The organism is Shinella sp., from assembly GCF_035998705.1.
In the GTDB taxonomy this organism is placed as follows: domain Bacteria; phylum Pseudomonadota; class Alphaproteobacteria; order Rhizobiales; family Rhizobiaceae; genus Shinella.
The window spans coordinates 191,182-215,672 of the sequence record NZ_DASYHH010000009.1 but is presented as its reverse complement, the minus strand read 5'-3'; the positions used below and the strand labels follow the sequence as shown (position 1 = coordinate 215,672).

Below are 24,491 nucleotides of genomic sequence, written 5' to 3'. Positions count from 1 at the left end.
ATCTCTTAAGTTCGAGTCTTCTCGACCACACCAAAACCGTCATGCCACCGGCCACGGCGGAATGGCGCCCGGCAGGTCTTCTGCGGTCAGCCCCTCGCCTGCGATGCGCCCCGCTTCGCCGTGGCGCCAGACGGCGCTGGCGGCGGCTTCGAAGGCGGGCATGCCCTGGGTCAGGTGCGCACCGACCATGCCGGCGAGCACATCGCCGGAGCCCGCAGTCGCCAACCATGGCGGCGCGTTTTCGTTGACGAGGGCGCGGCCGTCCGGCGCGGCGATCACCGTGTCGGCGCCTTTGAGGATGATGACGCCGTTGCTGCGGCGCGCCGCTTTCTGGGCGCGTTCGATCTTCGAGAGGGCCTTGTCCGCGGCGAGGTCCGGGAAGAGCCGGGCGAATTCGCCGTCATGCGGCGTCAGCACGAGCCTCGTGCGGCCGGCGGCGAAAAGCGCGAAGAGGACATCCGGTTCATCGCGGAAGGCGCTGATGCCGTCGGCGTCCAGCACGAGGTGGCGATCTCGCGCCGCAAGCAGTTTTGCGTAGGCTCTTATCTTCCCGGCATCGCCGAAGCCGGGGCCGAGCACGAAGGTTTTCAGGCGCTCGTCTTGCAGCAGCGCGGCGAGATCGGCCTCGTTGTCGATGGCCTTCAGCATCACCGCCGTGAGGTGCGCGGCATTGGCCGGCAGCGCGTCGCGCGGCGAGAGCAGCGTGACGAGGCCCGCGCCGGCGCGGATGCCCGCCATGGCGGAGAGGCGTGCCGCGCCTGTTGCCGTCGCCGGGCCGGAGAAGACGGCGAGGTGCCCGCGGACATATTTATGGGTGGCGTCCGTCTGTACCGGCAGCGCGACGCGCCAGATCGCGGGCGTGTTCACGCGCAGATGATGGGCATGCCGGGCAAGGATGCGGACGGGAATGCCGATGTCGAAGACTTCCACCGCGCCGGCCAGGGTTTTGCCGGGCAGGAGCAGGTGGCCGGGTTTGCGGCACATGAAGGTGATGGTGGCGGTAGCCTCGAAGGCCGTGCCCTTCACCTGCCCGGTCCGGCCGTCGACACCGGATGGCAGGTCCACCGCCAGCACGGGAAGCACGGTCTTGCGCACCGCCTCGATGGTTTTCGCGACCTCGTCCGGCACATCGCGCGATAGGCCCGCGCCGAACAGGGCGTCGATGACCACGTCACCCGGCCGGGGCGCATAGGTCGCAAGCGGCGCAACCTCGCCGTCAAAAGCCTCGAAGGCCAGTTTCGCGTCACCTTTCAGCGCTGCGGTCTCGCCAAGGGCGTGGGCCACGACCGAAGCACCCGCTTCCTGTAAGGCGCGCGCGGCGACGTAACCGTCGCCGCCATTGTTGCCCGGGCCGCAGAGCACGGCAAACCGCAGGGCGCCGGGGAAACGGCGAAGTGCCGTTGCCGCGACGGCCTGCCCCGCCCGCTCCATCAGGCCGTAGCTCGCGAGGCCCGAGGCGGCCGCCGCCTGGTCGATTTGGCCCATATCGGCGGGCGTGATGATGAGCGTGTCGATTTCCCGGTGCATGCCTTTACCATGCCCGCAAAGACGCAAGCGAGACAAGCCCGCTCAACGTCCGGCATAACGCCCATTTTTTAATCATCTGCATATTCGATATGCTCAAATTTGCAGCTTCGCGCGACAAGAGGACGACGCATGCCGCTCACGCGGGCCAACGGGTGGAGAAAGTGACAAATTTTAGGCAGAATTCGCTAGAACTTTTGCCCGGAAAGCCGCATCATCCCGGCGTGAGGACGAGCGGGATGACGAAAGAAACGGATTTCATCCGATCCGGCAGGAATTTCGCATCAAGTTGGCATGCTACGTGCATTTGAAGTGATCAGCAGGCGCGATCCTGCGCAAACGGGAAAGCGGAGAGACATTTTCTCATGAAAAAGATCGAAGCGATCATCAAGCCTTTCAAGCTCGATGAGGTGAAGGAAGCCCTTCAGGAAGTTGGCCTGCAGGGCATCACCGTCACCGAGGCGAAAGGTTTTGGACGCCAAAAAGGGCACACGGAACTCTACCGTGGTGCCGAATACGTTGTCGACTTTCTGCCCAAGGTGAAGGTCGAGGTCGTTCTGGCCGACGAGAATGCGGAGGCCGTCATCGAGGCCATCCGCAACGCAGCCCAGACCGGCCGCATCGGCGATGGCAAGATCTTTGTTTCCAACATCGAAGAAGTCATCCGCATCCGCACCGGCGAGACCGGCGTCGACGCTATCTAATCCCGCCTTGCCGTTCGGCCAAGGCTTCCACCTCGTCATCACACACAGGGACTATAAAAAATGACGACTGCCAATGATATCCTCAAGCAAATCAAGGAAAACGACGTAAAGTTCGTCGACCTGCGCTTTACCGATCCCAAGGGTAAGATGCATCACGTCACGATGGACGTCGGCGTCGTCGATGAAGACATGTTCGCCGATGGCGTCATGTTCGACGGCTCCTCGATCGGCGGCTGGAAGGCGATCAACGAGTCCGACATGGTGCTGATGCCCGATACGGCAACGGTTCACATGGACCCGTTCTTCGCGCAGTCCACCATGGTCATCATGTGCGACATTCTCGACCCGGTCTCGGGCGAATCCTATAACCGCGACCCGCGCGGCACGGCCAAGAAGGCGGAAGCCTACCTCAAGGCCTCGGGCATCGGCGACACCGTCTATGCCGGCCCGGAACCGGAATTCTTCGTCTTCGACGACGTCAAGTACAAGGCCGACCCGTACAATACGGGCTTCAAGCTCGACTCGTCGGAACTGCCGTCCAACGACGACACCGACTACGAGACCGGCAACCTCGGCCATCGTCCGCGCGTCAAGGGCGGCTACTTCCCGGTTCCCCCGGTCGATTCCTGCCAGGACATGCGTTCCGAAATGCTGACGGTGCTCACCGAGATGGGCGTCACCGTCGAAAAGCAGCACCATGAAGTGGCCGCTGCCCAGCACGAACTCGGCGTCAAGTTCGACACGCTGGTTCGCAGCGCCGACAAGGTGCAGATCTACAAATACGTCGTGCACCAGGTCGCCAATGCCTATGGCAAGACGGCAACCTTCATGCCGAAGCCGATCTTCGGCGACAACGGCTCGGGCATGCACGTCCACCTGTCGATCTGGAAGGACTCCAAGCCGCAGTTCGCCGGCGACGAATATGCCGGCCTGTCGGAATCGTGCCTCTACTTCATCGGCGGCATCATCAAGCACGCCAAGTCGATCAACGCCTTCACCAACCCGACGACGAACTCCTACAAGCGTCTCGTCCCGGGTTATGAGGCTCCGGTTCTGCTCGCCTACTCGGCCCGCAACCGCTCGGCTTCGTGCCGCATTCCGTTCGGCACGGGTCCGAAGTCCAAGCGCGTCGAAATCCGCTTCCCCGACCCGCTCGGCAACCCGTATCTCGGCTTCGCCTCCATGCTGATGGCCGGCCTCGACGGCATCAAGAACAAGATCCATCCCGGCAAGGCCATGGACAAGGATCTGTACGACCTGCCGCCGAAGGAACTGAAGAAGATCCCGACGGTCTGCGGTAGCTTGCGTGAAGCGCTGGAAAGCCTCGACAAGGATCGCAAGTTCCTGACCGCCGGCGGCGTGTTCGACGACGACCAGATCGATTCCTACATCGAGCTGAAGATGGTCGAAGTGATGCGTTACGAAATGACGCCGCACCCGGTCGAATTCGACATGTACTACTCCGCCTGATCGGCAAAGGTTCCTCCCGTCTTCGGACGGGAGGGTTTCAAATGAAAAACCCGGCCAAGTGGCCGGGTTTTTTGTTGCCGCGCCGTCGAAGAATTAGGGCTGGAGCCGCTGCTTGAGCAGGTTGAGATATTCCTCGTTGCTGTCGTCGCCACCGCTGGCGGAGGTCGCGGCACCCGCCTTGCAGGCGGGTTTGTAGTCGAGCGCCATGCCGGCCTTGACGCAGACGCCGACCTGCCAGCCCGGCGGCAGCGCCGTCAGGTCCACCGTCTTCCATTTGGGATGGCCCGTCGTCTTCAGCTTGTCGAGCCCGGAGACGATCAGGTTGGAGAAATCCGCCACCGTCTTGCAGCTGTCGCGATGATAGGCGTTGCGCTTGGTGTCGTAGTCGTAGGTCATCATCACGGCCTTGACCGCGATGAGATCGACCGGCTGGTCCTGGAAGGCGTAGGTGCCGGCCTCGATGCGCGACGGCGTGTAGGTCGCAAGCAACGGCGCCTCGGTGATCGGCACGAGGTGGAATTTCGCCTTGTCGATCGCGTTGCCGGAGAACAGCGATGCGGGCGCGCCCGCCACGTAGAAGAAGGCGTCGATTTCGCCGGAGAGCAGCTTCGGCAGCGCCTCCTCCGGGTTGATGTCCATGCGCTGGCCGGCCTTCACCTGCAGGATGTCCATGATCAGCGTCGCGGTCAGGAAGGTGCCGGAATCCTTCTTGCCGACGGCGACCTTCCGGCCGGCAAGATCCTTCATGCTGCCGATGTCCTTGCGGGCGAGCACGTGGATTTCTTCGTTATAGAGCGGGAACATGATGCGTACGCCCTTCACCGCCTTCTGCACCTCCGGGTCGTTCGCCTCGAAGGTCTTCAGGTATTCCAGCACGTCGCTCTGCACGATGCCGAACTGCGTGTTGCGGCGGTTGCGCACGCCGACGAAATTTTCCAGCGAGCCGGCGCTTTCCACGACGTTGAGCTTCAGGCCGCATTCGGCGCCGAGGGCTGCGATGTCGCGGCCGACCTTGATATAGGTGCCCTGCGCACCGCCGGTCATGATGTTGCGCTCGAATTCCTGTGCCGAGGCCCCGCCCACGAAAAGCGCAAGACCGAGGGCTGCCGCCAGAACGGATCGCTTCATCGAAAATCTCCTTCCAAAATCCGGCGGCTGACCCGCCGCATGAATTAGCAGTCGCTGTCGAGATCACGCATCAGGTTGCGCAGTGCCAGCACCGGCACGCGCTTCAACGCGCTGTCGAGCGCCTTGGTCACGCATTCGCCGGAGACCAGCGTCTGTTCGAGCTGTTCGCGCTGCGTGCTGCTCAGGCGGTCGAGGCCGGGCGTGTTGTCGATCGCGAGCGAGACCAGCACGGCGCTGCGCGGATTGCGGACCTGTGCCGGCTTCTTGTTGTCGAGCACCGGCTTGTCGCCACCGTCGTCCGGCTTGCCCGGAACGGCAACCGAGCGTGCGGCGCTCTCGAGCGCGCTGACCCGTGACGTCAGAGCGGCGTTGCCGGCCTTCAGCGCGGCGATCTCCTTGTCCTTGCGGGCAATCTCGTCGCGCAGCGCCGGCAGGTCCGTCGTCTGGATCGTATCCTTGGCGCGCTGCGCCTCCTCGAGTTCACGGCGGAGCGCCGCTTCGGCCTCCCGGCGTTCCGCTTCGGCGCTTTGCGTCGTGCTCTGCTGCTGGCTGCGGGCCTCGGCCAGCGCCTTTTCCAGCCGGGCGATATCGTCCCTGCGCAGCGAGAGCTGGCGGTCGCGATCGCGGACCGCTTCCTCCGCCCGCTTCTTCAGCGCCTCGGCGTCGGCGACGAGTTGCGAGGCCAGTTCCAGCTGGCTCTTGAGTTCGGGCACCTGCTGGTTCAGCCGCACATTTTCGGCCAGTGCCGCGGCGGCATCGGACGTGCCGGAATCGTTGCGCAGCGCCTCGATCTGGCGCTTCAGGCCGCCATTCTCCTCGGCGAGCGCCTGCGCCTTCTGGCTGTTTTCCTCGACCTGTGCGACACGCGCGTCGAGCTCCTTGGCGAGGGTGGCAATGCGCTGGTCGCGCTGTTCGATTTCATTCGTGGGAACGGCGCCGTCCATCATCCGGAACGCGCCGTAGCCGCCGGCCGCGCCCAATGCCAGGCTCACCACCGAGGCGAACAGGATGCCGCCTATGCCGCCGCCGCCTGCCCCCGTTCCGCCACCGCTCCTGCCCCATTGATTGTTCATGCCATCCGACCGCCTGAGACGTTGACTTTCGAGGTACGCTGAAACGGCTGGAGGCGCAAGCGCCGCAAGCCTCTGCATGAAGGACGTATGACGAGGTCTAACTATTGATGTTTTGGCGTAATTACCCAAATATGGGAGGAAAGGTAGGTACGCCATGAAGATGCGTAACGCAAAATTTGCTATCGGCGATATCGTCCGCCACCGGGTCTTCCCCTTCCGTGGCGTGATCTTCGATGTCGACCCTGAATTCGCCAACACCGAAGAGTGGTGGAATGCCATTCCGGCTGAAATCCGCCCGTCGCGGGATCAGCCCTTCTACCACCTGTTCGCAGAGAACGAGGATACGGAATACGTCGCCTATGTCTCCGAGCAGAACCTCGTGCCGGACGAGAGCGGCAAGCCCATCCGCCACCCGCAGGTTCGCGCGCTGATGGATGTGGAACAGGGGCATTATCGCTGGAAAGAGGAGAGCGGCATCTTTCATTAGCCGCTCGCGACCAGCATCAAAGCAATAAAAAACCCGGCCGATGGCCGGGTTTTTTGTGTCGTCCGAAGCGAAACGCTTACTGGCTCTTGGCAGCCTTCTGGGCGTCTTCGAGCTTCTTGCGGGCTTCCTCGGCCTTCTTCTGCATTTCTTCCTGCAGCAGGCGCTGGCGCTCTTCGAGCTGCGACTGTTCGATCGGCTCGCCGTCGAACACGCCGGTGAAGCCTTCAAGCGAGATTTTGATCGGGTTCGGCGCGCGCTGGAAGTTGACCGAGGTCAGGACCAGTTCGCCGCCCTTCTTGAGGCTGGCGATCATCTGGTCCGTCAGCGGCACTTCGGCGACGCACTTGTCGGGCATGCAGATGGCGTAGTCGAGCTTCAGGCCCTTGCCGCCGTCGATCTGCATCTGGACGCCCGGGATCACCAGGCGGGCGCTCGGCACGGAGACCTGCATGATCTTGCGGTTGGTCTTGCCGGCGACCGTAATGAGGCCGACGGCCGTGATGAGCTGGCCGCTATTGGCCGTCAGCAGGTTCTGCACGATGCAGACATCGTTGTCTTCCTGCTTGGTGCAGACCTTGAACCAGCCCTTCGGCGGCAGGGCCTGCTGCTGCGCAAGCGATGCGGACGGCACGGCCGCCATGGCAACGGAAGCAGCGAAGGCGGAAAGCACGGTCCGCTTGATGAGGTGCGATGTGAAGATCATAACGATTTCGGTCTCCTGAAAATCCAGTGCCGGAGCGACAGCGCCCCTCTTGGGCCCCTCTCGGGCGTTTTGGTCAGCCGTGCGCTCTCCTGTCGGCGAATTGAGGCATTTGCATGACCCGCTTCGGGGAACCCTGTTACAATGGGCCGCGCCGGATATCCAGCTTTTCTTGCTAAAATTCCGCCTGCTTTCGATTTACCACACCCGCCACGCTGCCGTCCCCTTTTGCAGGCGTATAATGGGGAGAATCATTCGCGTCCCACGAGGAGAAACCCTTGCGACCACTCCTGATGGCCATTGCCGTCTCGCTGCTCGGCCTCATCGCCCCCCAAGGCCATGCCGCCCCCCTGCACGGGATCGCCATGCACGGCGAGCCGGCCCTTCCGGCGGACTACAAACATTTCAGCTATGTCAATCCGGATGTGAAGAAGGGCGGTCGCATCTCCTATGGCGTCGTCGGCACCTTCGACAGCCTCAACCCCTTCATCCTCAAGAGCATGCGCACGACGGCGCGCGGCATGTGGGATCCGGAATTCGGCAATCTCGTCTACGAATCGCTGATGGTGCGCTCGCGCGACGAAGCCTTCACCATGTATGGCCTGCTGGCGGAAAGCGTGGAATGGGACGAAGACCGCAGTTTCATCGAATTCCACCTCAACCCGAAGGCGCGCTGGGCGGATGGCAAGCCCGTAACCCCCGAGGACGTGATCTTCACCTTCGAACTCCTGCGCGACAAGGGCCGTGCCCCCTTCAGCATCCGCCTGAACACCGTGGAAAAGCTGGAAAAAACCGGCGAGCGCAGCGTCCGCTTCACCTTCAACGACAAGGGCGACCGCGAGGCACCGCTGCTGATCGCCTTCTCGCCGATCCTGCCGAAGCACGCGATCGATGTGGAGACGTTCGACCGGTCGTCGCTCGCCTTGCCGCTCGGCTCCGGCCCCTACAAGGTCAAGGCCGTAAAACCCGGGGAGCGCATCGTCTACGAGCGCGATCCGAACTACTGGGGCAAAGACATCCCCTCCAAGGTCGGCTTCGACAATTACGACGAAATCTCCGTGGAATATTTCCTGCAGGACAATTCGCTGTTCGAGGCCTTCAAGAAAGGCGTGATCGACGTCTACCAGGAAGGCAACCCGACGAAATGGGCGCGCGGCTACGATTTTCCTGCGGTCCAGTCCGGTACGGTCATCAAGGACGCCGTGAAATCGAAACTGCCGTCGGTCATGTTCGGCTTCGTCTTCAACACGCGAAGGCCGGTTTTCCAGAATGCGGAATTGCGCAAGGCGCTGCTGTATTCCTTCGATTTCGAGTGGGTCAACCGCACGCTCTTTGAAAACGCCTATACGCGGACGGAAAGCTTTTGGCAGAATACCGACCTGTCATCGATCAACACGCCGATCGATGCGCGCGAACGCGAGATCATCGGCGACGCCGTGAGCCGCATCGATCCCGACGTCCTCGCCGGCACGCACCGCCTGCCGGTGACCGACGGCTCGGGCCGCGACCGCAAGGTGCTGCGCGAAGCGATGAACCATTTCGAAAAGGCCGGCTATTCCATCAAGGGCGGTCGCATGGTCGATGCGTCCGGCAAGCCGCTGACCTTTGAAATCATGACGCAGAACGCCGACCAGGAGAAGCTTGCCCTCGTCTATCAGCGTTTCCTCGCCGCCCTCGGCATTCAGGTCAGCCTCAGGACCGTCGACGATTCGCAATATCAGAGCCGCAGCCAGACCTTCGACTACGATGTCATCATGAAGGCCTTCCTGTCCTCCCTGTCGCCGGGGCTCGAACAGGTGCGGCGCTGGGGATCGCAGGCGCGCGACACCGAAGGCAGCGAGAGTTTCGCGGGCGTGGCCGATCCCGACTTGGACCGTGTCATGACGGCCATTCTGTCGGCACGCACGGCGGAGGATTTCCGCTCCGCCGTTCGCCTCCAGGACAGAATGCTGCTTTCCGGCAATTATGTCGTGCCGCTCTATCACCTGAGCGAGCAATGGATCGCGCGCAACAAGCAGATCGGCCGACCGGAGATGACGCCGCTCTGGGGCTTCCAGCTCCCCGCATGGTGGGATGAGCGGGTACAATAAAGAGGGCATCCCCAGAATTCGGGTTACCTTGAAGTAACCCGTTGAAAGCCGCGGCGGGTCAGCTTATCTCGGCTGTAACAGTGCGCTCGAAAGGAAACCCGGATGGAAGCGATCACGATCGATGTCGTCTCTGACGTCGTCTGCCCCTGGTGCTACCTCGGCAAGAAGCGGCTCGAACAAGCGATCGAGACCGTCAAGGACGAGCTTGCCGTCGCGGTGACGTTCCGTCCCTACCAGCTCAATCCGGACCTGCCGCCGGAGGGCGTCGACCACAAGAAACACCTCGCCGAAAAGCTCGGCGGGATCGACGCCGTCGACCGCGCACACCAGATGCTGACCGACCTCGGCCATGCGGCCGGCATCGACTTCGATTTCCCGGCGGTGAAAATCAGTCCGAACACGCTCGACGCCCATCGCCTGCTGCGCTGGGCGATGATCGAAGGTCCGGCGGTGCAGGAGCGCGTGGCGGTGGCGCTCTTCAAGGCCTATTTCGAGGAAGGCCGCAATGTCGGCGACCACGCCGTGCTGCTCGATGTCGCCGAAGCCTCCGGCATGGACCGCGCCGTGGTGACCGCGCTTTTCTCCGCCGGCGCCGACGTCGATTCCGTCAAGCAAGAGATCGGCATGGCCCGCGACATGGGCGTCACGGGCGTGCCCTGCTTCATCATCGACAACAAATATGCCGTGATGGGCGCCCAGTCCCCCGACGTCCTGGCCAACGCCTTCCGCGAGATCGCGAAGATGAAGGCGCAGGAAGCAGCCGCGAAGACCTGAAAGCCGCCTACGCCGTCGTTGCCGCGAAGATCGAAGGGCGGCTTTTGACCCGCTCCCACCAATCATGGACAGTCGCGAATTCACAGAGCAGGTCGGCGCCGTCTGGCGCTTTGGCGAAAAGGTCCAACATTGGCGCGAAATGGCAGTCGGCGAGCGAAAATTCTCCGCCGGCCAGAAAGTGGTTTGTACCGATCAGCGTCGAGAGCGCCTTCATAAATATACGCGCCTTGGCCAGCCCGGCGACGATGCGAGCTTCGTCCACAGCCTCGCGTTCCAGGCGCTGCACATAAACGTCCCAAACCATAGGCACATAGCCGTAGTTATCCAGCATCGCAATGATCTGGTTCATCCGCGCCCGCTGATGCAAAGTCGGTGGCTGAAGTGACGGCCCCGAAAAGGCCTCATCTATGTAACGGGTGATCGCACTTGTCTCGTAAAGACAAAACCCGTCATGTTCGAAGGCGGGAATGCGGCCAAACGGCTGGCGTGAAAGATAGTCCGGCGGCAAGCCGTCGTCAGCGAAAACGTCGACCGGCACAAGCGTGTAGGACACGCCCTTTTCGCCAAGCGCGATCCGGACGATCCGGACATAGACGCTATAGGCTGCGCCGTACACGGTGACAGACGAATTCGAAACCGACAATTTCTCCTCCTTTGTGCGCATACCTCTCCCGGTCAGGGCGCTCCCTGTTTCGCCAGCCCCGCAAGCTGCGTCATCACCTGCGCCGCGCCCGTCAGGCGCTTTTCCGGCGTCGGGTAATCGCGGGCGAGGAAGACGCTGTGGTCGGGCCGGATTTTTGCCAGCGTGCCCTGCTTCGCGATGTAGCCGACCAGGGCCGCCGGGTTCGGGAACTGCTTGTTGCGGAACTGCACGACGACGCCCTTCGGGCCCGCTTCGAGCTTTTCGACATTGGCCGTGCGGCAGAGCGACTTGATGTAGACGATCTTCAGCAGGTGCTGCACCTCGATCGGGAGGGGACCGAAGCGGTCGATCAGTTCGGCGCCGAAGGCGTCGATATCGCCGAGTTCGGTGATCTCGCCGAGGCGGCGGTAGAGGCCGAGGCGCAGGTGCAGATCCGGCACGTAATCGTCCGGGATCATGACCGGCGTGCCGACGGAAATCTGCGGCGACCAGCCGCTGTCTGCCACTTCCTCGTCGCCCTTGATTTCGGCGACCGCCTCTTCCAGCATCTGCTGGTAGAGTTCGAAGCCGACCTCCTTGATATGGCCGGACTGTTCCTCACCGAGCAGGTTGCCGGCACCGCGGATGTCGAGGTCGTGGCTCGCAAGCTGGAAGCCGGCGCCGAGCGTATCCAGCGATTGCAGCACCTTGAGACGGCGTTCCGCCATGCCGGTCAGTGTGCGGTTGACCGGCAGCGTCAGCAGCGCGAAGGCGCGCACCTTCGACCGGCCGACGCGGCCGCGCAGCTGGTAGAGCTGGGCAAGGCCGAACATGTCGGCGCGGTGGATGATCATCGTGTTCGCCGTCGGCACGTCGAGGCCGGATTCGACGATGGTCGTCGACAGCAGCACGTCGTAGCGGCCCTCGTAGAAGGCGTTCATGATGTCTTCGAGTTCCGTCGCCGGCATCTGGCCGTGTGCAACGGCAACCTTCAGCTCGGGCACATCCTGGCGGAGGAAGTCGTGGATTTCCGAGAGGTCACTCAAGCGTGGGCAGACGTAAAAACTCTGGCCGCCGCGATAGTGCTCGCGCATCAGCGTCTCGCGGATGACCAGCGGGTCGAAGGGCGAGATGAAGGTGCGCACGGCCATGCGGTCGACCGGCGGCGTGGTGATGAGCGAGAGTTCGCGCACGCCCGTCATGGCGAGTTGAAGCGTGCGCGGGATCGGCGTCGCCGAAAGCGTCAGCACATGCACGTCGCTTTTCAGCTCCTTCAGCCGCTCCTTGTGCTTCACGCCGAAATGCTGCTCCTCGTCGATGATCAGCAGGCCGAGATTAGCAAACTTGATGGAACTGCCGAGCAGCGCATGCGTGCCGACGACGATATCCGTCTTGCCCTCGGTCAGTTCCTTCTTCGTCAGCGCCAGTTCCTTCGAGCCGACAAGGCGGGAAGCCTGTTGCACGCGGATCGGCAGGCCGCGGAAACGCTCCGAAAACGTCTTGAAGTGCTGGCGGGACAGCAGCGTGGTCGGCACGACGACGGCGACCTGCACGCCGTTCATCGCCGCGATGAAGGCGGCGCGCAGCGCCACCTCCGTCTTGCCGAAACCGACATCGCCGCAGATGAGGCGATCCATCGGCCGGCCGGCGCCGAGATCCTCGCGCACGGAATCGATGGCGGTCGCCTGGTCGTCGGTCTCGTCATAGGGGAAGCGGGCGGCGAATTCGTCGTAGATGCCATCGGGGGCGGCCAGCACCGGCGCGTGGCGCACAAGGCGCGCGGCGGCGATCTGGATGAGGCCGTTCGCCATGTCGAGCAGGCGTTTTTTCAGCTTGGCCTTGCGCGCCTGCCAGGCGACGCCGCCGAGCTTGTCGAGCATCGCGTCGCTGCCCTCGCCGCCGTAGCGCGAAAGCAGGTCGATGTTTTCGACCGGCAGGAAGAGCTTTGCCTCGTCGGCATAGACCAGTTCGAGGCATGCATGCGGCGCGCCGGCCGCCTCGATGGTGCGCAGGCCGACGAAACGGCCGATGCCGTGTTCGGCATGCACGACGATCGAACCTTCGTCGAGGCCGGCAACCTCGGTGATGAAATCCGCGCCGCGCTTGCGCCGCTTCGAGCGCCGCACCATGCGATCGCCGAGAATGTCCTGCTCGCCGATGACGACGATGTCGCCGGTCTCGAAGCCGCTTTCGAGGCTGAGAACCGCAGACCCCGCCTCGCCCGGCTTCAGCTTGCCGAGATCGCCGAATTTCTCGACCGGCACGACATTGCCGAGGCCGTGTTCGGAAAGCACCTGCAACAGGCGGTCGAGCGAACCTTCCGACCAGCCCGTCACCAGCACCTTGGCGCCCGCCGCCCGCTTGTCGGCGATGTGCTTCGTCGCCTGGTCGAAGACGTTGACGCGGGCGCCGTCCGCATCCTCGCTGCCCGATGGCCGCGCCCAGCGCATGCCCGGCCGCGCCTCGATGCTCACGACGTGGCGCGCCTCGCCCTCGTGTTCGTTGAAGGGCGACAGGCGGATGGCGTTGCGCGCGTCGAGTTCCTGCGCGAAGCGCTCGCCGTCGAGATAAAGCTGGCCCGGCGGCACGGGCTTGTAGGGCGTCGCCTGCGCCACCTGCCCCTTGCCGGGCGTCGCGGATGCCATGCGCGCATCGTAATAATCGCGCACCAGGCGCGCGCGCTCGACGGCCGATTCCCGCACCGTATGGTCGGTGACGATGCGAAACCCTTGCAGGTAGTCGAAGGCCGTCTCCAGCCCGTCGTAGAACAGCGCCAGCCAGTGTTCCATGCCGGGATAGCGCCGACCTTCGGAGATGGCCTGGTAGAGCACGTCGTCGCGCGTCGCCGCGCCGAAGGAAGCGAGATATTGCGTGCGGAAGCGGGAAATCGTCTCCGGCGTCAGCGACACCTCGCTCATCGGGTTGAGGCTGAGGCTGCGCGCCTGGCCGGTCGTGCGCTGGCTGGCCGGATCGAAGGAGCGGATGCTTTCCAGCGTATCGCCGAAGAAATCGAGGCGCAGCGGTTCGCCGCTGCCGGGCACGAAGACATCGAGAATGCCGCCGCGCACGGCATATTCGCCGACCTCACGCACGGTCGCGACACGATCGAAACCGTTGCGCTCCAGCCGGGCGGCGATGTCGTCCATGCGGATCTGGTTGCCGGGCTTTGCCGAAAAGGCGAGGCTTTCGATGACGTCGCGCGGCGCCGTCTTCTGCAGCATGGCATTGACCGTGACGAGCACGATCGCCGGATGCGGCTTCTTCTGGTGGGCGATCAGCGCCGACAGCGCCGACAGTCTTCGCGCGGACACTTCGGCGCTCGGCGAGACGCGGTCATAGGGCAGACAGTCCCAGCCGGGCAGCGTCAGCACCGGAATGTCGGGCGCGACGAAGCCGAGCATCTGTTCTAGATCGGAAATGCGCTGGCCGTCCGACAACACGAAGGCGATGGGACCGGTCTTGCGGGCGAGGTCGGCCAGGATCAAAGGCTCGATGCCCGATGGCACGGCGCCGATCGTCAGCGGACGGCCGGCCGCCGCGATGCGTTCTGGGGAAAAACCGGGGATCATGCGCGGTCGTCTTTGAAGAGCGGCGAAAAATCGGGGCGATAGGCTGCGATGCGGGGAAAGAGGCCGTCGCGAAACGCCTCCGGCACCGGCTTTTCGCCGGTCACCCACTTTACGAGGTCGTTGTCCTCCTCGGCCATGATGCGCTCCAGCTCGTCGAGCTCGGCCTCGTCGAGCGTCTCGATCTCGGCATCGGCGAAGCTGCCGAGCACCAGGTCCATCTCGCGGATGCCGCGGTGCCAGCAGCGGAACAGGATGCGCTTGCGGCGCGGGTCGATCTCGGCGCTCGAGCGTGTCGTTCCCGTCATGATCGTCCTGCCTTTTCCAACAACCTCAACCATCCGGCGCTTCTATAGACCGGCAAAAGCCACTTGTCAGCCTTGCCAAAGCGTCCTTCTCCGGCGATTTTGCCGGTCATGCGTCCCGCCCTGCTCGATCCGCTCTTCGCCCCCCTCTCCTCGCTTCCCGGCATCGGCCCGAAGCTCGGGGATCTGTTCGCGCGCCTGCTGAACCACGAGAGCATCGAGGATTGCCGGGTCATCGACCTCGTCTTCCATTTTCCGCACTCGATCGTCGATCGCCGCAACCAGCCGGGAATCGCCCATGCGCCGCCGGGCGTCATCGTCACGATCACCGGCCGGGTCGATCGCCACCAGCCGCCGCCCGGCAAATCGAACCAGCCCTATCGCGTCTTCCTCCACGACGAGACCGGGGAACTGGCGCTGACCTTCTTCCGGGTCAAGGGCAACTGGCTGGAGAAGGCGCTGCCGGTGGACGAGACCGTCGTGGTCAGCGGCAAGGTCGACTGGTTCAACGGCCGCGCCTCCATGGTGCATCCGGACTACATGGCGCGGCTTGGCGAAGCGGACAACGTTCCGCTGGTCGAGCCGGTGCATGGGCTGACCGCCGGGCTCACATCGCGCGTGCTGCGCAAGGTCGTCGAGGCGGCGATCGCGCGGGTGCCGCACCTGCCGGAATGGATCGAGGCGACGCTGTTGCAGCGGCAGGATTTCCCCTCCGCCTTCGATGCCTTCCACCGCCTGCACGATCCGCGCGACGAGACGGACCTCGACCCGCAGGCCCCGGCCCGTCGCCGGCTCGCCTATGACGAGTTCCTGGCGGGCCAGATTTCGCTCGCCCTGGTGCGCCAGCGCCTGCGCAAGGTCGCCGGCCGGCCGGTCGTTGCGACCGGAAAGCTCAGCCGTCCGGTCATCGACGCCCTGCCCTTTTCGCTGACCAACAGCCAGCAGGTGGCGATCGCTGAAGTGCTGAAGGACATGACCGCCGAACAGCGCATGCTGCGGCTGCTGCAAGGCGATGTCGGCGCGGGCAAGACGGCGGTGGCGCTGATGGCGATGCTTGCGGCAGTCGAATCCGGCGGACAGGCCGTGTTGATGGCCCCAACGGAAATCCTCGCCCGGCAGCATTTTGCGACGCTGTCGCGCATGGCAGCACCGGCGGGCGTCACCATCGACGTCCTGACCGGCCGCACGAAGGGGCGCGAGCGCGAGGCCATTCTCGACCGCATCGCATCCGGGCAAACGCAGATCGTCATCGGCACGCATGCGCTGTTCCAGGACAATGTCGCCTACAAGGACCTCGTGCTCGCCGTCGTCGACGAGCAGCACCGTTTCGGCGTGCACCAGCGCCTGCGGCTGACGGCGAAGGGCATCTCGCCGCACATGCTGGTGATGACGGCGACGCCGATCCCGCGAACGCTGGTGCTGGCCGCCTTCGGCGACATGGACGTCTCGAAGCTCACGGAAAAACCGGCCGGCCGCAAGCCGATCCAGACCGTCGTGATGGCGCAGGAGCGCGTCGGCGAGATCGTCGATCGCCTGCGCGCCGCCCTTGCCGAGGGCAAGAAGGCCTATTGGATCTGCCCGCTGGTGGAAGAATCCGAGGAAAGCGACCTGATGTCCGTCGAGGAGCGGCACGCGACGCTTGCGAGCGTCTTCGGCCCGGCGGCGGGGCTGGTGCATGGGCGGATGAGCGGGCCGGAGAAGGATGCGGCCATGCTCGCCTTCAAGAGCGGCGAAACGCGGCTGCTCGTCGCGACGACGGTCGTGGAGGTCGGCGTGGACGTGCCGGATGCGTCCATCATGGTGATCGAGCATGCCGAACGATTCGGCCTCGCCCAGCTTCACCAGCTGCGCGGACGCGTCGGGCGCGGCGAGGAAGCGTCGAGCTGCATCCTGCTCTACAAGGGGCCGCTCAGCGAAAACGGCCGCGCGCGTCTTTCCATCCTGCGCGAGACGGAGGACGGGTTTCGCATTGCCGAGGAGGATCTGAAGCTGCGCGGTGAAGGTGAGCTTCTGGGCACGCGCCAGTCCGGCACGCCGGGTTTCCTGGTGGCGAGCCTCGAAGCGCATGGCGACCTGCTGGAGATCGCCCGCAAGGACGCCGCCTATATGCTGGAGCGCGACCCGGAGCTGACGGGCGAGCGCGGCGAAGCGATCCGCACGCTGCTCTATCTCTACCGCCGCGACGAGGCGATACGATTCCTCAGAGCCGGCTAAGAAATCCCGGCAAAGTGCGGAAACGCTACAGCCACAAAATCGTGATTTCGCCGATATCGCGCGTGAAGGCATACTGGCTGTGCACCAGCGAAGAAGGAGAAATGCCATGAAGACAGTTCTCGTAGTCGCAGCAGCGTTTGGCCTTTCGGCATCCGCCGCCTTTGCGGATTGCGCCTATCACACCAAGGGCTCGGCCGAAGCGGACGTCGACAGGACGATCACGACGGCAAGCGTCAACACCACCGAAAAACAATCCCGCCTGCCGGCAGAAGCCGATGCGCTGATTCTGGAAGACCGGAAGGACGCGACAGCCGCGAAATAAGGTCGTCCATGACCTGTGCGCATGATCGCGCCGGGCCAGGAGAATTCGACCAACGCCGAGGCGAGGATGCGCGTCAGCCAGCTCGCCTTGGCATGCCCGTTGGATGCCTGCAACGCCGCCTAATGGCGGGCGTTCGGCATCACCTCCGGCGGGATGGGGCAGACATAGGGTCTGCCGTCCGTCTTGTCCGCCCATTCCGCCTTGGCAGCTGCCAGCAATTGCGGCGACGTCAGCAATGAAAATCCGGTCGTGGCGAGCACCTTGGCGGCATGCGCCATCGCCTTGTGCGCCGCCGGGCTCTTGCCCTGCGCCACCACCTGCCAGGTATGCGGGTTCGTGCCGATCGCCCAAGCCGGCGTCCAGCACTGGGCCGTCGGCGTCACCCAGCTGACATCGCCAACATCGGTCGAGCCGGCGCGGAAATGCGACTGGCCTTCGAATTCGCGTAAGCCCAGATGCAGCGGCGTCGAACCGTCGATCTTGGCATTGGAAAAGACGTCGCCCTTGATCTGGTAAAGGCGGATGCTGCTCCGGATCGCTTCCTCCGTGAACGTCTGCTGGATCGAGCGCGCGAAGGAAAGGTCGGCTTCATCGAAGGCGATGGGGCCGAGCGCCACCATGTTCTCGTGCATGGTGGTCTCCAGCGTGATGTTGGGCAGGAGATTGGTGGACGCCGTATCGAAGACGGTCTCCACCCGGGTTTCGGTCATCATGGCAGCCCCCTGCGCCACCTTCCCGACACGCGCCGCCAGATCGAGCGCCTGGCGCATCTCCGGCGCGCGGATGAGATACAGCACCTCGGCCTGCGCCTGCACGACATTCGCGGCGCGGCCGCCGGTATCGGTGATGGCATAGTGCACGCGGCAATCCTGCGGCATGTGTTCGCGCAGGAAATTGACGCCGACATTCATCAGTTCGACGGCATCCAGCGCGGACCGGCCGAGATGCGCGGCATTGGCGGCATGGGCGGCGATACCCTTGAAACGATAGTAATATTCGAGCACCGCGAGATTGTTGGTCGAGCGCACACCGTTGAAGGGCGCGGGATGCCAGGTCAGCGCCGCATCGACATCCGCAAACAGTCCCGCCCGCACCATGAAGGTCTTGCCGGAACCGCCCTCCTCGCCGGGGCAGCCGTAGTAGCGCACGGTGCCCGGCAGGCCGCTCTCCGTCAGGTGCCGCGCGAGCGCCATGCGGGCCTGCATGCCAAAGGCGCCCGCGAGGATGCGCTGGACGCGGATCAACGGCGGCGGAAGTTTGCCGACTGCCTGGAATGGGGTGGCTACGATGCGGACGACGGTCTTTATGATCGGCTTCTTGCGCTTCCAAGCCTGTCGTCGATGAACGAGGCACTCCCATCAATGTAACAAAATTGGACGTTCGTGCCGCCTCGCCGCTGTTGCCATGTCGCTGACCGGCTCTATGTATCGCCCGACGCGATAGAGGAAGATGCATGGGCGAAACCACACGAACAAAGGCACTTACGGGCGTTGACGGGCTTGACGATGTCCTGGCCGGCGGCCTGACGCGCCGTCACGTTTTCCTTCTCGAAGGATCGCCCGGCACCGGCAAGACGACGATTGCGCTGCAATTTCTCCGGGAGGGTGCAGAGCGTGGAGAAAAGTGTCTCTACATCACGCTGTCCGAGACCGAGGAGGAACTGCGCGACAGTGCGGCGTCGCACGGCATGGAGATTGCGGATACGATCAAGATCTTCGAGCTCGTGCCGCCGGAAAGCCTGCTGGACGAAGACCAGCGCCAGAGCCTGCTCTATTCCTCCGATCTGGAGCTCGGCGAAACCACGCGGATGATCTTCGAAGCATTCGAAACGCTGCAACCGAACCGGGTCGTGCTCGACAGCCTTTCGGAAATCAGGCTTCTGGCACAGAGTTCGCTGCGCTATCGCCGGCAGATCCTGGCCTTGAAACACTTCTTCTCGAAGACCGGAGCAACCGTTCTGCTTCTCGACGACATGACGGCCGACACCCTCGACAAGACGGTCCACAGCATCGTGCACGGCGTCATCCATCTGGAGCAGCTCGCGCCGGGCTATGGTTCCGAAAGGCGCCGTCTGCGGGTAACGAAATACCGCGGGCAGGCCTTTCGCGGCGGATACCATGATTTCATCATCAGAACCGGCGGTATCTCCGTTTTCCCGCGTCTTCGCGCCGTGGAACACCGGGCAAGCTTCGAGCGCGATACGCTGAAAAGCGGAATTGCCCAGTTCGACCAGTTGCTTGGCGGCGGCATCGAGCGCGGATCGAGCACACTCCTCATCGGGCCGGCAGGCACGGGCAAGAGCCTTTTTACGCTGCAATTCGTCAAAGCGGCCGTGCAACGGGGAGAAAAGGCGGCAATCTTCATCTTCGACGAGGAACTGGGGCTGCTGTTTTCCCGGACGAAGGCAATGGACATGGACCTGGAACAGTACCAGAGGGATGGGCTCATCCATATCGAGCAGTTGGATGCAGCCGAGCTGTCGCCCGGGGAATTCACCCAACGTGTCCGCGACCGCGTCGCAAGCTTTAATGCGAAGACGGTCGTCATCGACAGCGTCAATGGGTATCAGGCGTCGATGCCGGAGGAAAATGCGCTCATTCTCCACATGCATGAGCTACTGCAATATCTCAATCGCCAGGGAACCAACACCTTTGTCACGGTCGCCCAGCACGGCCTCGTCGGAGACATGAAGTCGCCGGTCGATGTGACCTATCTTGCCGATACCGTTATTCTTTTGCGCTATTTCGAAGCGCTTGGAAAAGTCAGGCGCGCCGTTTCGGTCATCAAAAAACGGACCGGCTGGCACGAAGATACCATCCGTGAATTCCGCATCGGCAATACCGGGCTAATGCTGGGCGAACCGCTCTCCGGCTTCCAGGGCGTCTTGCGCGGCGTGCCGACATTCGTCGGCGAAAGACAACCGTTGCTGACACCGACAAGAGAGGGGCAGGCCGATTCCCAGTAGAAACGCCTTCGCCCTTCTTCACGCCCCGATGGGACGCGATGCGCAGATCGCCGCTTCGCTTCTGGCCGAAGCCGGGATTCCGTCGAAGACGGCGCCTAATCTCCAGGCTTTCATCGACGCGCTCGATGAAGACACCGCCTTTGCGATCATCACCGAGGAGGCGCTGCGTTCCTCCGACCTTCGGCAGATTTCAAGTTGGCTCGAGGCGCAGCCGAGCTGGTCCGACCTCCCCTTCATCATCCTCACGCATCGCGGTGGCGGGCCCGAGCGCAACCCCGCGGCCGCGCGGGTTTTGGAGACTCTTGGGAATGTCAGTTTCATCGAAAGGCCGTTCCACGCCACCACGTTCGTAAGCGTTGCACGCTCGGCGCTACGCGGCCGGCGGCGTCAATATGAGGCCCGCTTGCGCATGGAGGCACTGGATGAAGGCGAGAGAAGGCTTCAGACGGCCCTGGAAGCGGGTCGACTGGGTGCCTGGGAGCTCGACCTCGCTACGAATGCCCTGACGACGTCGCCGACCTGCCGCGCCGTCTTCGGGTTCGATCCCGAGGAGGGCTTCACCTACGAGCAGCTTCTGGAGCGCATTCACCCCGACGACGTGGAGCGAATGAAGGCGGCGGTGAAGGCAACGATCGAAACGGGCGCGGATTATGCGATTGAATATCGCACGATCCGGCCGGACGGCTCCACGCATTGGGCGGAAATCAGGGCGCAACTCTACCGGGACAGAACCGGCAAAGCCGTGAAGATGGTTGGCGTGTCGTCCGACATCACCGCCCGGATGCGGTCGGAGGAACACCAGCGCCAGCTCAACGAAGTGCTGGAGGAGCGGGTCGCGGAGCGGACCGCCGAACTGCACGAAGCCCATGCCGTCGTGATGGCGGAAGTGGCGCAGCGGGAACATGCCGAGGAGCAGCTCCGGCAGGCCCAGAAGATGGAAGCGATCGGCCAGCTGACAGGCGGCGTCGCGCACGATTTCAACAATCTGTTGATGGCGGTGCTTGCGAACCTCGAATTGCTGCGAAAACACACCGGCGACAATCCGAACGCCATCCGGCTGATCGATGGCGCCCTTCAAGGCGCCAGGCGGGGCGCATCGTTGACGCAGCGGCTTCTCGCCTTCGCCCGGCGCCAGGACCTTCACATCGGTTCGGTCGATCTCGGCGGACTGGTGCGGGGAATGGACGACCTGATGAAACGCTCCGTGGGCACCGGCGTCGTTATCGAAACCGCCATCCCCGACGGTCTGGACCCGGTGCTCGCCGACTCCAATCAGCTGGAATTGGCTTTGCTCAATCTCGTCGTCAATGCGCGCGATGCCATGCCGGACGGGGGAACCATCCGCATCGCGTTGACCGAGCGCGATCGGCCGCATCGGGACGACGAGCTCGCGCCGGGACGATACGGCGTTCTTTCGGTGACCGACCAAGGCCATGGCATGGACGAGGAAACGTTGCAGAAGGCGATCGAGCCCTTCTTTTCGACAAAGGAACTGGGCAAAGGCACGGGGCTGGGATTGTCGATGATCCACGGCCTGGCATTGCAGTTGAAGGGCGGATTGCGGCTCGTCAGTGCGCCTGGAAAAGGCACGACCGCCGAACTCTGGGTCCCCGTCTCGAAACAGGCGCCCGCCCAGCCGAACGAACCGGCACCCTCCCCGCAAGGCCGCAATTCCGGTCCGAAGCGCATCCTGCTGGTGGACGATGATTTCCTGATCGCGATGAGTTCGGTCGACATGCTGGCGGATCTCGGCCACGAGGTCGTGGAAGCGCATTCGGGCAAGGACGCGCTCGAACGTCTCAAGCAGGACGGACCCATCGACCTTTTGATAACGGACTATTCCATGCCGGGCATGAACGGCGGCGAACTCGCCAAGGCCGCCCGCGCCCTCTTTCCGGACCTGCCCATCCTGATCGCATCGGGATATTCCGAACTGCCGGCCGAACTGGGCTTCGAAGTCGCGCGCCTCGGAAAGCCCTACACGCAGCAGCAACTCGCGCTGGAAATTTCCAAGGTCCTCGATACCGCGTAGGATCAGGCGGTGAGGTCGATTTCCATGCCGACGCCCTTTTCGCGCGCTCTTGCGACAAGAAGCGCGCCGATCGCCAGGTCCTGGACGGCGAGGCCGACGGAGTTGAACAGGGTGATCTCCTCCGCCGACGTCCGGCCCGAGGCAGCCCCCGTGATGACGTCGCCGATCTCGGTGGACGCCTGTTCCTTGGTGATCGCGCCCTCGGCGATGGCCATCAGCAGGTCGCCAGAATCGTGCATGGCCATCGGCACGCTGTCGAGGAAGACCCGCGCCCGCGCCATGCCTGCGGCATCGATCTCGCGGTGGTCCGGGCGCGGCGGCGCGCCGACCGCATTGATGTGCTGGCCCGGCTTGAACCAGGCGCCCTCCACATGGGCCTCGCGCGACGGCGTCAGCGTACAGACCACATCGGATTGCGCAAAAACATCCTGCGGCGAGGCGGCGGCCTCCAGCACGAGATCGGGGAAGTCCTTGCCGACCCGTTCGATGAAGCCGGCGACGGTGGCGGCCGTGCGCGACCACACCAGCACGCGCTCGATGGAGCGGACCTCGCTGATGGCGCGCACATGCTCGACGGCAAGGGCACCTGCGCCGATCAAGCCGAGCACACGGCTATCGAGGCGTGACAGGTGCCGCGTGGCCACCGCACTCGCCGCCGCCGTCCGGATGCGGGTCGGGATCTGGCCATGAAAGATCGCCACCGGCGCGCCCGTCTCCTGCGACACCAGCAGGGCGACCGATCGCTGCATCGGCAGGTTGCGCGCCGTATTGTCGGGAATATCGGCCAGGAGCTTGACGACGGCGAGCCCTTGACGGTCGGCGAGTGCCGGCATCGCCAGGAAGGCGCCCGTGCCGGAAGGAAGCCTCATCGCAGTTGCCGCCGGCTGCGCGGCCGTGCCGTTGGACATATCGGCATGGGCGGCCTCCACGGCCTCGATGACCTCCGCCATGGTCACCAACCCTTCGATCTCGGACCGGGACAATACGAGGGTCGTGCGTGGTGAGAGGTGACGGTCGGTTCTGATATCGACATCCATCGGCGTTCTCGCTGGCTTCGGGTGATGTTGGAATTCGTATCGTCGGCAGGGATTTTCATCTTCCAGGAATTCAGGCTACGGCACCTGTATGCAATGTCAAGAATTTTTGCTTACAAATTTTTGGAAATAATTGCGCGGAGTAATACTAATAACTGTATACATTTTGGCGCCTCATTGCTTGCCGGACCTGCCAACAGACGACGGGCGGAACCACCCTCATTCGCCAGGATCAATTTTTGATGGCGCAAAGGCGCTTGAGGTTCACAATAATTGCATACAATGAGGGGAATAAATGGATCACTCACAATTCAGCCTGTCGCGACGCGGCTTTATGGGCGGTGTTGGCACCGGATCACTGAGATTCTCGACGCGACGGCGGTGGTTTCTCCGGGCGCTGCGGCCTTTGACGCGCAGGGCCAGCTGATGCCGCCGACTTCCGCGACATGCGCAGCCATATCGACAAGACCTTCTACGGCGGCCCCTGGGATGGGGACAGGGTTAGCGGCTCGCCGGCGCGCGGCCGTAGAGCAGCAGCATGAGCACGATCACCAGGCCGTAGATGATCTGGCGTCCGGCTTCCGGCATCTGCATGACGGAGAGGATCGATTGCAGCAGCGTGATGAGGATGACGCCGGCGACGGTGCCGAGATAGGTGCCCCGGCCGCCGAGGATGGAGGTTCCGCCGAGAACGACCGCGGCGATCGCCGGCAGCAGATAGGCGTCGCCCATGGATTGCGCGGCTTTGGAGGCATAGCCGGCGAGCAGAACGCCACCGAAGGCCGAAAGGCCGCCCGAGACGGCGAAGGCGATCATGACGATGCGCCGGGTGTTGATGCCGGAGAGATAGGCCGCGCGCTCGCGATTGCCGATGCCGTAGACCGCGCGGCCGAAACCGGTTCGTCCGAGGACGAAGACCATGGCCGCGCCGATCAGCGCCCAGATGAAGACGACGTTCGGGACGCGGGGGATGAGGGCACCGGTGGCGAGAAAGCGCATGGCCTCGGTGGCGGAATCCTGCGGCGAGAAGCCGCCCGTATAGACCACCATCACGCCTTGCGCCACGGCATTGGTGGCGAGCGTCACGATCATCGACGGGATGCGCAGATAGGCGACCCCGATGCCGTTGACGACACCGATGGCGACGCCGCAGAGAATGCCGAACGGGATGGCCAGCGCCACGCCGAAGGGGCCGTAGGCGGCAGCCGCGCAGGCCATCATCGCGCCGGTCGCCACGGCCCATGGCACGGAAAGGTCGATCTGCCCGAGCAGGATGACGAGCATCATGCCCGTGGCGATGACGCCGAGGAAGGACGCCACTTTCAGCTGCTGCAACAGATAGTCCGGCGACAGGAAGTTGCGGGAATAGAGGCTGCCCAGAACGAGAAGGAGGATGATGCAGCCGAAGGCCGTCAGCACCGCCGGATCGAAGCGACGAATAAAGCCCGGCTTGCGCCCCGTTGCACGCGTCATTGCCGTCT

General features: G+C 63.7%; 19 protein-coding genes. 9 read left to right on the top strand and 10 right to left on the bottom strand.

Annotated elements, in window-relative coordinates; translation table 11 throughout:
- Window positions 1-39 precede the first annotated feature (39 nt).
- Complete coding sequence (locus tag VGN93_RS07775; RefSeq protein ID WP_327506992.1) at window positions 40-1,527, bottom strand: NAD(P)H-hydrate dehydratase; 1,488 nt, start codon at window positions 1,525-1,527, stop codon at window positions 40-42.
- A 362-nt stretch (window positions 1,528-1,889) separates the two neighbouring features.
- Between VGN93_RS07775 and VGN93_RS07770 the strand changes: the two genes are divergently transcribed.
- Both VGN93_RS07770 and glnA read left to right on the top strand, forming a co-directional pair.
- Window positions 1,890-2,228 (top strand): P-II family nitrogen regulator, encoded by a 339-nt coding sequence (locus tag VGN93_RS07770; RefSeq protein WP_003508042.1) that lies wholly within the window; start codon window positions 1,890-1,892, stop codon window positions 2,226-2,228.
- A 60-nt stretch (window positions 2,229-2,288) separates the two neighbouring features.
- Complete coding sequence (glnA, locus tag VGN93_RS07765) at window positions 2,289-3,698, top strand: type I glutamate--ammonia ligase (protein WP_327506991.1); 1,410 nt, start codon at window positions 2,289-2,291, stop codon at window positions 3,696-3,698.
- 93 nt (window positions 3,699-3,791) lie between these two features.
- On the opposite strand, the gene VGN93_RS07760 is transcribed toward glnA, so the two are convergent.
- Both VGN93_RS07760 and VGN93_RS07755 read right to left on the bottom strand, forming a co-directional pair.
- Complete coding sequence (locus tag VGN93_RS07760; RefSeq protein ID WP_327506990.1) at window positions 3,792-4,826, bottom strand: TAXI family TRAP transporter solute-binding subunit; 1,035 nt, start codon at window positions 4,824-4,826, stop codon at window positions 3,792-3,794.
- A 44-nt stretch (window positions 4,827-4,870) separates the two neighbouring features.
- Window positions 4,871-5,899: a hypothetical protein gene (locus VGN93_RS07755; protein WP_327506989.1), complete on the bottom strand. Its 1,029-nt coding sequence runs from the start codon at window positions 5,897-5,899 to the stop codon at window positions 4,871-4,873.
- A gap of 154 nt (window positions 5,900-6,053) precedes the next feature.
- Between VGN93_RS07755 and hspQ the strand changes: the two genes are divergently transcribed.
- Window positions 6,054-6,386, top strand: a complete 333-nt coding sequence (gene hspQ / locus VGN93_RS07750; protein ID WP_256115932.1) for a heat shock protein HspQ — start codon at window positions 6,054-6,056, stop codon at window positions 6,384-6,386.
- A 76-nt stretch (window positions 6,387-6,462) separates the two neighbouring features.
- On the opposite strand, the gene VGN93_RS07745 is transcribed toward hspQ, so the two are convergent.
- Entirely contained in the window at window positions 6,463-7,089 is a 627-nt protein-coding gene (locus tag VGN93_RS07745) for an invasion associated locus B family protein (RefSeq protein ID WP_319318698.1), read from the bottom strand.
- A 290-nt stretch (window positions 7,090-7,379) separates the two neighbouring features.
- Here VGN93_RS07745 and VGN93_RS07740 point away from each other — a divergent pair, with 290 nt between their 5' ends.
- Together VGN93_RS07740 and VGN93_RS07735 are read left to right on the top strand one after the other, a co-directional pair.
- Complete coding sequence (locus tag VGN93_RS07740; RefSeq protein ID WP_327507009.1) at window positions 7,380-9,176, top strand: extracellular solute-binding protein; 1,797 nt, start codon at window positions 7,380-7,382, stop codon at window positions 9,174-9,176.
- Window positions 9,177-9,278: 102 nt separating this feature from the next.
- Window positions 9,279-9,950 carry a DsbA family oxidoreductase gene (locus VGN93_RS07735; protein WP_327506988.1) on the top strand — a complete coding sequence of 224 codons (672 nt, stop codon included), beginning with the start codon at window positions 9,279-9,281 and terminating at the stop codon, window positions 9,948-9,950.
- Window positions 9,951-9,957: 7 nt separating this feature from the next.
- Here the strand turns inward: VGN93_RS07735 and VGN93_RS07730 are convergent, their stop codons facing one another.
- The 3 genes from VGN93_RS07730 to VGN93_RS07720 are packed head-to-tail and all read right to left on the bottom strand — an operon-like array spanning window position 9,958 to window position 14,446.
- Complete coding sequence (locus VGN93_RS07730) at window positions 9,958-10,593, bottom strand: glutathione S-transferase family protein (protein WP_327506987.1); 636 nt, start codon at window positions 10,591-10,593, stop codon at window positions 9,958-9,960.
- 32 nt (window positions 10,594-10,625) lie between these two features.
- Entirely contained in the window at window positions 10,626-14,141 is a 3,516-nt protein-coding gene (mfd, locus tag VGN93_RS07725; RefSeq protein WP_327506986.1) for a transcription-repair coupling factor, read from the bottom strand.
- Window positions 14,138-14,446 (bottom strand): succinate dehydrogenase assembly factor 2, encoded by a 309-nt coding sequence (locus VGN93_RS07720; RefSeq protein WP_327506985.1) that lies wholly within the window; start codon window positions 14,444-14,446, stop codon window positions 14,138-14,140. Before VGN93_RS07720 ends, mfd begins: the two co-directional genes overlap by 4 nt.
- Window positions 14,447-14,554: 108 nt before the next feature.
- Between VGN93_RS07720 and recG the strand changes: the two genes are divergently transcribed.
- Together recG and VGN93_RS07710 are read left to right on the top strand one after the other, a co-directional pair.
- Window positions 14,555-16,657 (top strand): ATP-dependent DNA helicase RecG, encoded by a 2,103-nt coding sequence (gene recG, locus VGN93_RS07715; RefSeq protein ID WP_327506984.1) that lies wholly within the window; start codon window positions 14,555-14,557, stop codon window positions 16,655-16,657.
- A gap of 106 nt (window positions 16,658-16,763) precedes the next feature.
- Complete coding sequence (locus VGN93_RS07710; RefSeq protein ID WP_319318714.1) at window positions 16,764-16,979, top strand: hypothetical protein; 216 nt, start codon at window positions 16,764-16,766, stop codon at window positions 16,977-16,979.
- A gap of 119 nt (window positions 16,980-17,098) precedes the next feature.
- On the opposite strand, the gene VGN93_RS07705 is transcribed toward VGN93_RS07710, so the two are convergent.
- Window positions 17,099-18,184: an amidohydrolase gene (locus VGN93_RS07705; protein ID WP_327506983.1), complete on the bottom strand. Its 1,086-nt coding sequence runs from the start codon at window positions 18,182-18,184 to the stop codon at window positions 17,099-17,101.
- A 248-nt stretch (window positions 18,185-18,432) separates the two neighbouring features.
- Here VGN93_RS07705 and VGN93_RS07700 point away from each other — a divergent pair, with 248 nt between their 5' ends.
- Window positions 18,433-19,944 carry an ATPase domain-containing protein gene (locus VGN93_RS07700; RefSeq protein ID WP_327506982.1) on the top strand — a complete coding sequence of 504 codons (1,512 nt, stop codon included), beginning with the start codon at window positions 18,433-18,435 and terminating at the stop codon, window positions 19,942-19,944.
- 28 nt (window positions 19,945-19,972) lie between these two features.
- Entirely contained in the window at window positions 19,973-21,976 is a 2,004-nt protein-coding gene (locus VGN93_RS07695) for a PAS domain-containing protein (RefSeq protein ID WP_327506981.1), read from the top strand.
- A gap of 2 nt (window positions 21,977-21,978) precedes the next feature.
- Here VGN93_RS07695 and VGN93_RS07690 read toward each other — a convergent pair whose 3' ends face one another.
- Complete coding sequence (locus VGN93_RS07690) at window positions 21,979-23,013, bottom strand: ornithine cyclodeaminase family protein (RefSeq protein WP_327506980.1); 1,035 nt, start codon at window positions 23,011-23,013, stop codon at window positions 21,979-21,981.
- A gap of 498 nt (window positions 23,014-23,511) precedes the next feature.
- A complete protein-coding gene (locus VGN93_RS07685) occupies window positions 23,512-24,483 on the bottom strand; it encodes an ABC transporter permease (RefSeq protein WP_327506979.1) in 972 nt (323 codons plus the stop codon).
- Between the last annotated feature and the right edge of the window lie 8 nt (window positions 24,484-24,491).

Excerpts from the sequence above, each read along its gene's own strand:
- VGN93_RS07775 (WP_327506992.1), bottom strand. The coding sequence starts at position 1,527 with ATGCACCGGGAAATCGACACGCTCATCATCACGCCCGCCGATATGGGC.
- VGN93_RS07770 (WP_003508042.1), top strand. The coding sequence starts at position 1,890 with ATGAAAAAGATCGAAGCGATCATCAAGCCTTTCAAGCTCGATGAGGTG.
- glnA (WP_327506991.1), top strand. The coding sequence starts at position 2,289 with ATGACGACTGCCAATGATATCCTCAAGCAAATCAAGGAAAACGACGTA.
- VGN93_RS07760 (WP_327506990.1), bottom strand. The coding sequence starts at position 4,826 with ATGAAGCGATCCGTTCTGGCGGCAGCCCTCGGTCTTGCGCTTTTCGTG.
- VGN93_RS07755 (WP_327506989.1), bottom strand. The coding sequence starts at position 5,899 with ATGAACAATCAATGGGGCAGGAGCGGTGGCGGAACGGGGGCAGGCGGC.
- hspQ (WP_256115932.1), top strand. The coding sequence starts at position 6,054 with ATGAAGATGCGTAACGCAAAATTTGCTATCGGCGATATCGTCCGCCAC.
- VGN93_RS07745 (WP_319318698.1), bottom strand. The coding sequence starts at position 7,089 with ATGATCTTCACATCGCACCTCATCAAGCGGACCGTGCTTTCCGCCTTC.
- VGN93_RS07740 (WP_327507009.1), top strand. The coding sequence starts at position 7,380 with ATGGCCATTGCCGTCTCGCTGCTCGGCCTCATCGCCCCCCAAGGCCAT.
- VGN93_RS07735 (WP_327506988.1), top strand. The coding sequence starts at position 9,279 with ATGGAAGCGATCACGATCGATGTCGTCTCTGACGTCGTCTGCCCCTGG.
- mfd (WP_327506986.1), bottom strand. The coding sequence starts at position 14,141 with ATGATCCCCGGTTTTTCCCCAGAACGCATCGCGGCGGCCGGCCGTCCG.
- VGN93_RS07720 (WP_327506985.1), bottom strand. The coding sequence starts at position 14,446 with ATGACGGGAACGACACGCTCGAGCGCCGAGATCGACCCGCGCCGCAAG.
- recG (WP_327506984.1), top strand. The coding sequence starts at position 14,555 with ATGCGTCCCGCCCTGCTCGATCCGCTCTTCGCCCCCCTCTCCTCGCTT.
- VGN93_RS07710 (WP_319318714.1), top strand. The coding sequence starts at position 16,764 with ATGAAGACAGTTCTCGTAGTCGCAGCAGCGTTTGGCCTTTCGGCATCC.
- VGN93_RS07705 (WP_327506983.1), bottom strand. The coding sequence starts at position 18,184 with ATGCAGGCCCGCATGGCGCTCGCGCGGCACCTGACGGAGAGCGGCCTG.
- VGN93_RS07700 (WP_327506982.1), top strand. The coding sequence starts at position 18,433 with ATGGGCGAAACCACACGAACAAAGGCACTTACGGGCGTTGACGGGCTT.
- VGN93_RS07695 (WP_327506981.1), top strand. The coding sequence starts at position 19,973 with ATGGGACGCGATGCGCAGATCGCCGCTTCGCTTCTGGCCGAAGCCGGG.
- VGN93_RS07690 (WP_327506980.1), bottom strand. The coding sequence starts at position 23,013 with ATGGATGTCGATATCAGAACCGACCGTCACCTCTCACCACGCACGACC.
- VGN93_RS07685 (WP_327506979.1), bottom strand. The coding sequence starts at position 24,483 with ATGACGCGTGCAACGGGGCGCAAGCCGGGCTTTATTCGTCGCTTCGAT.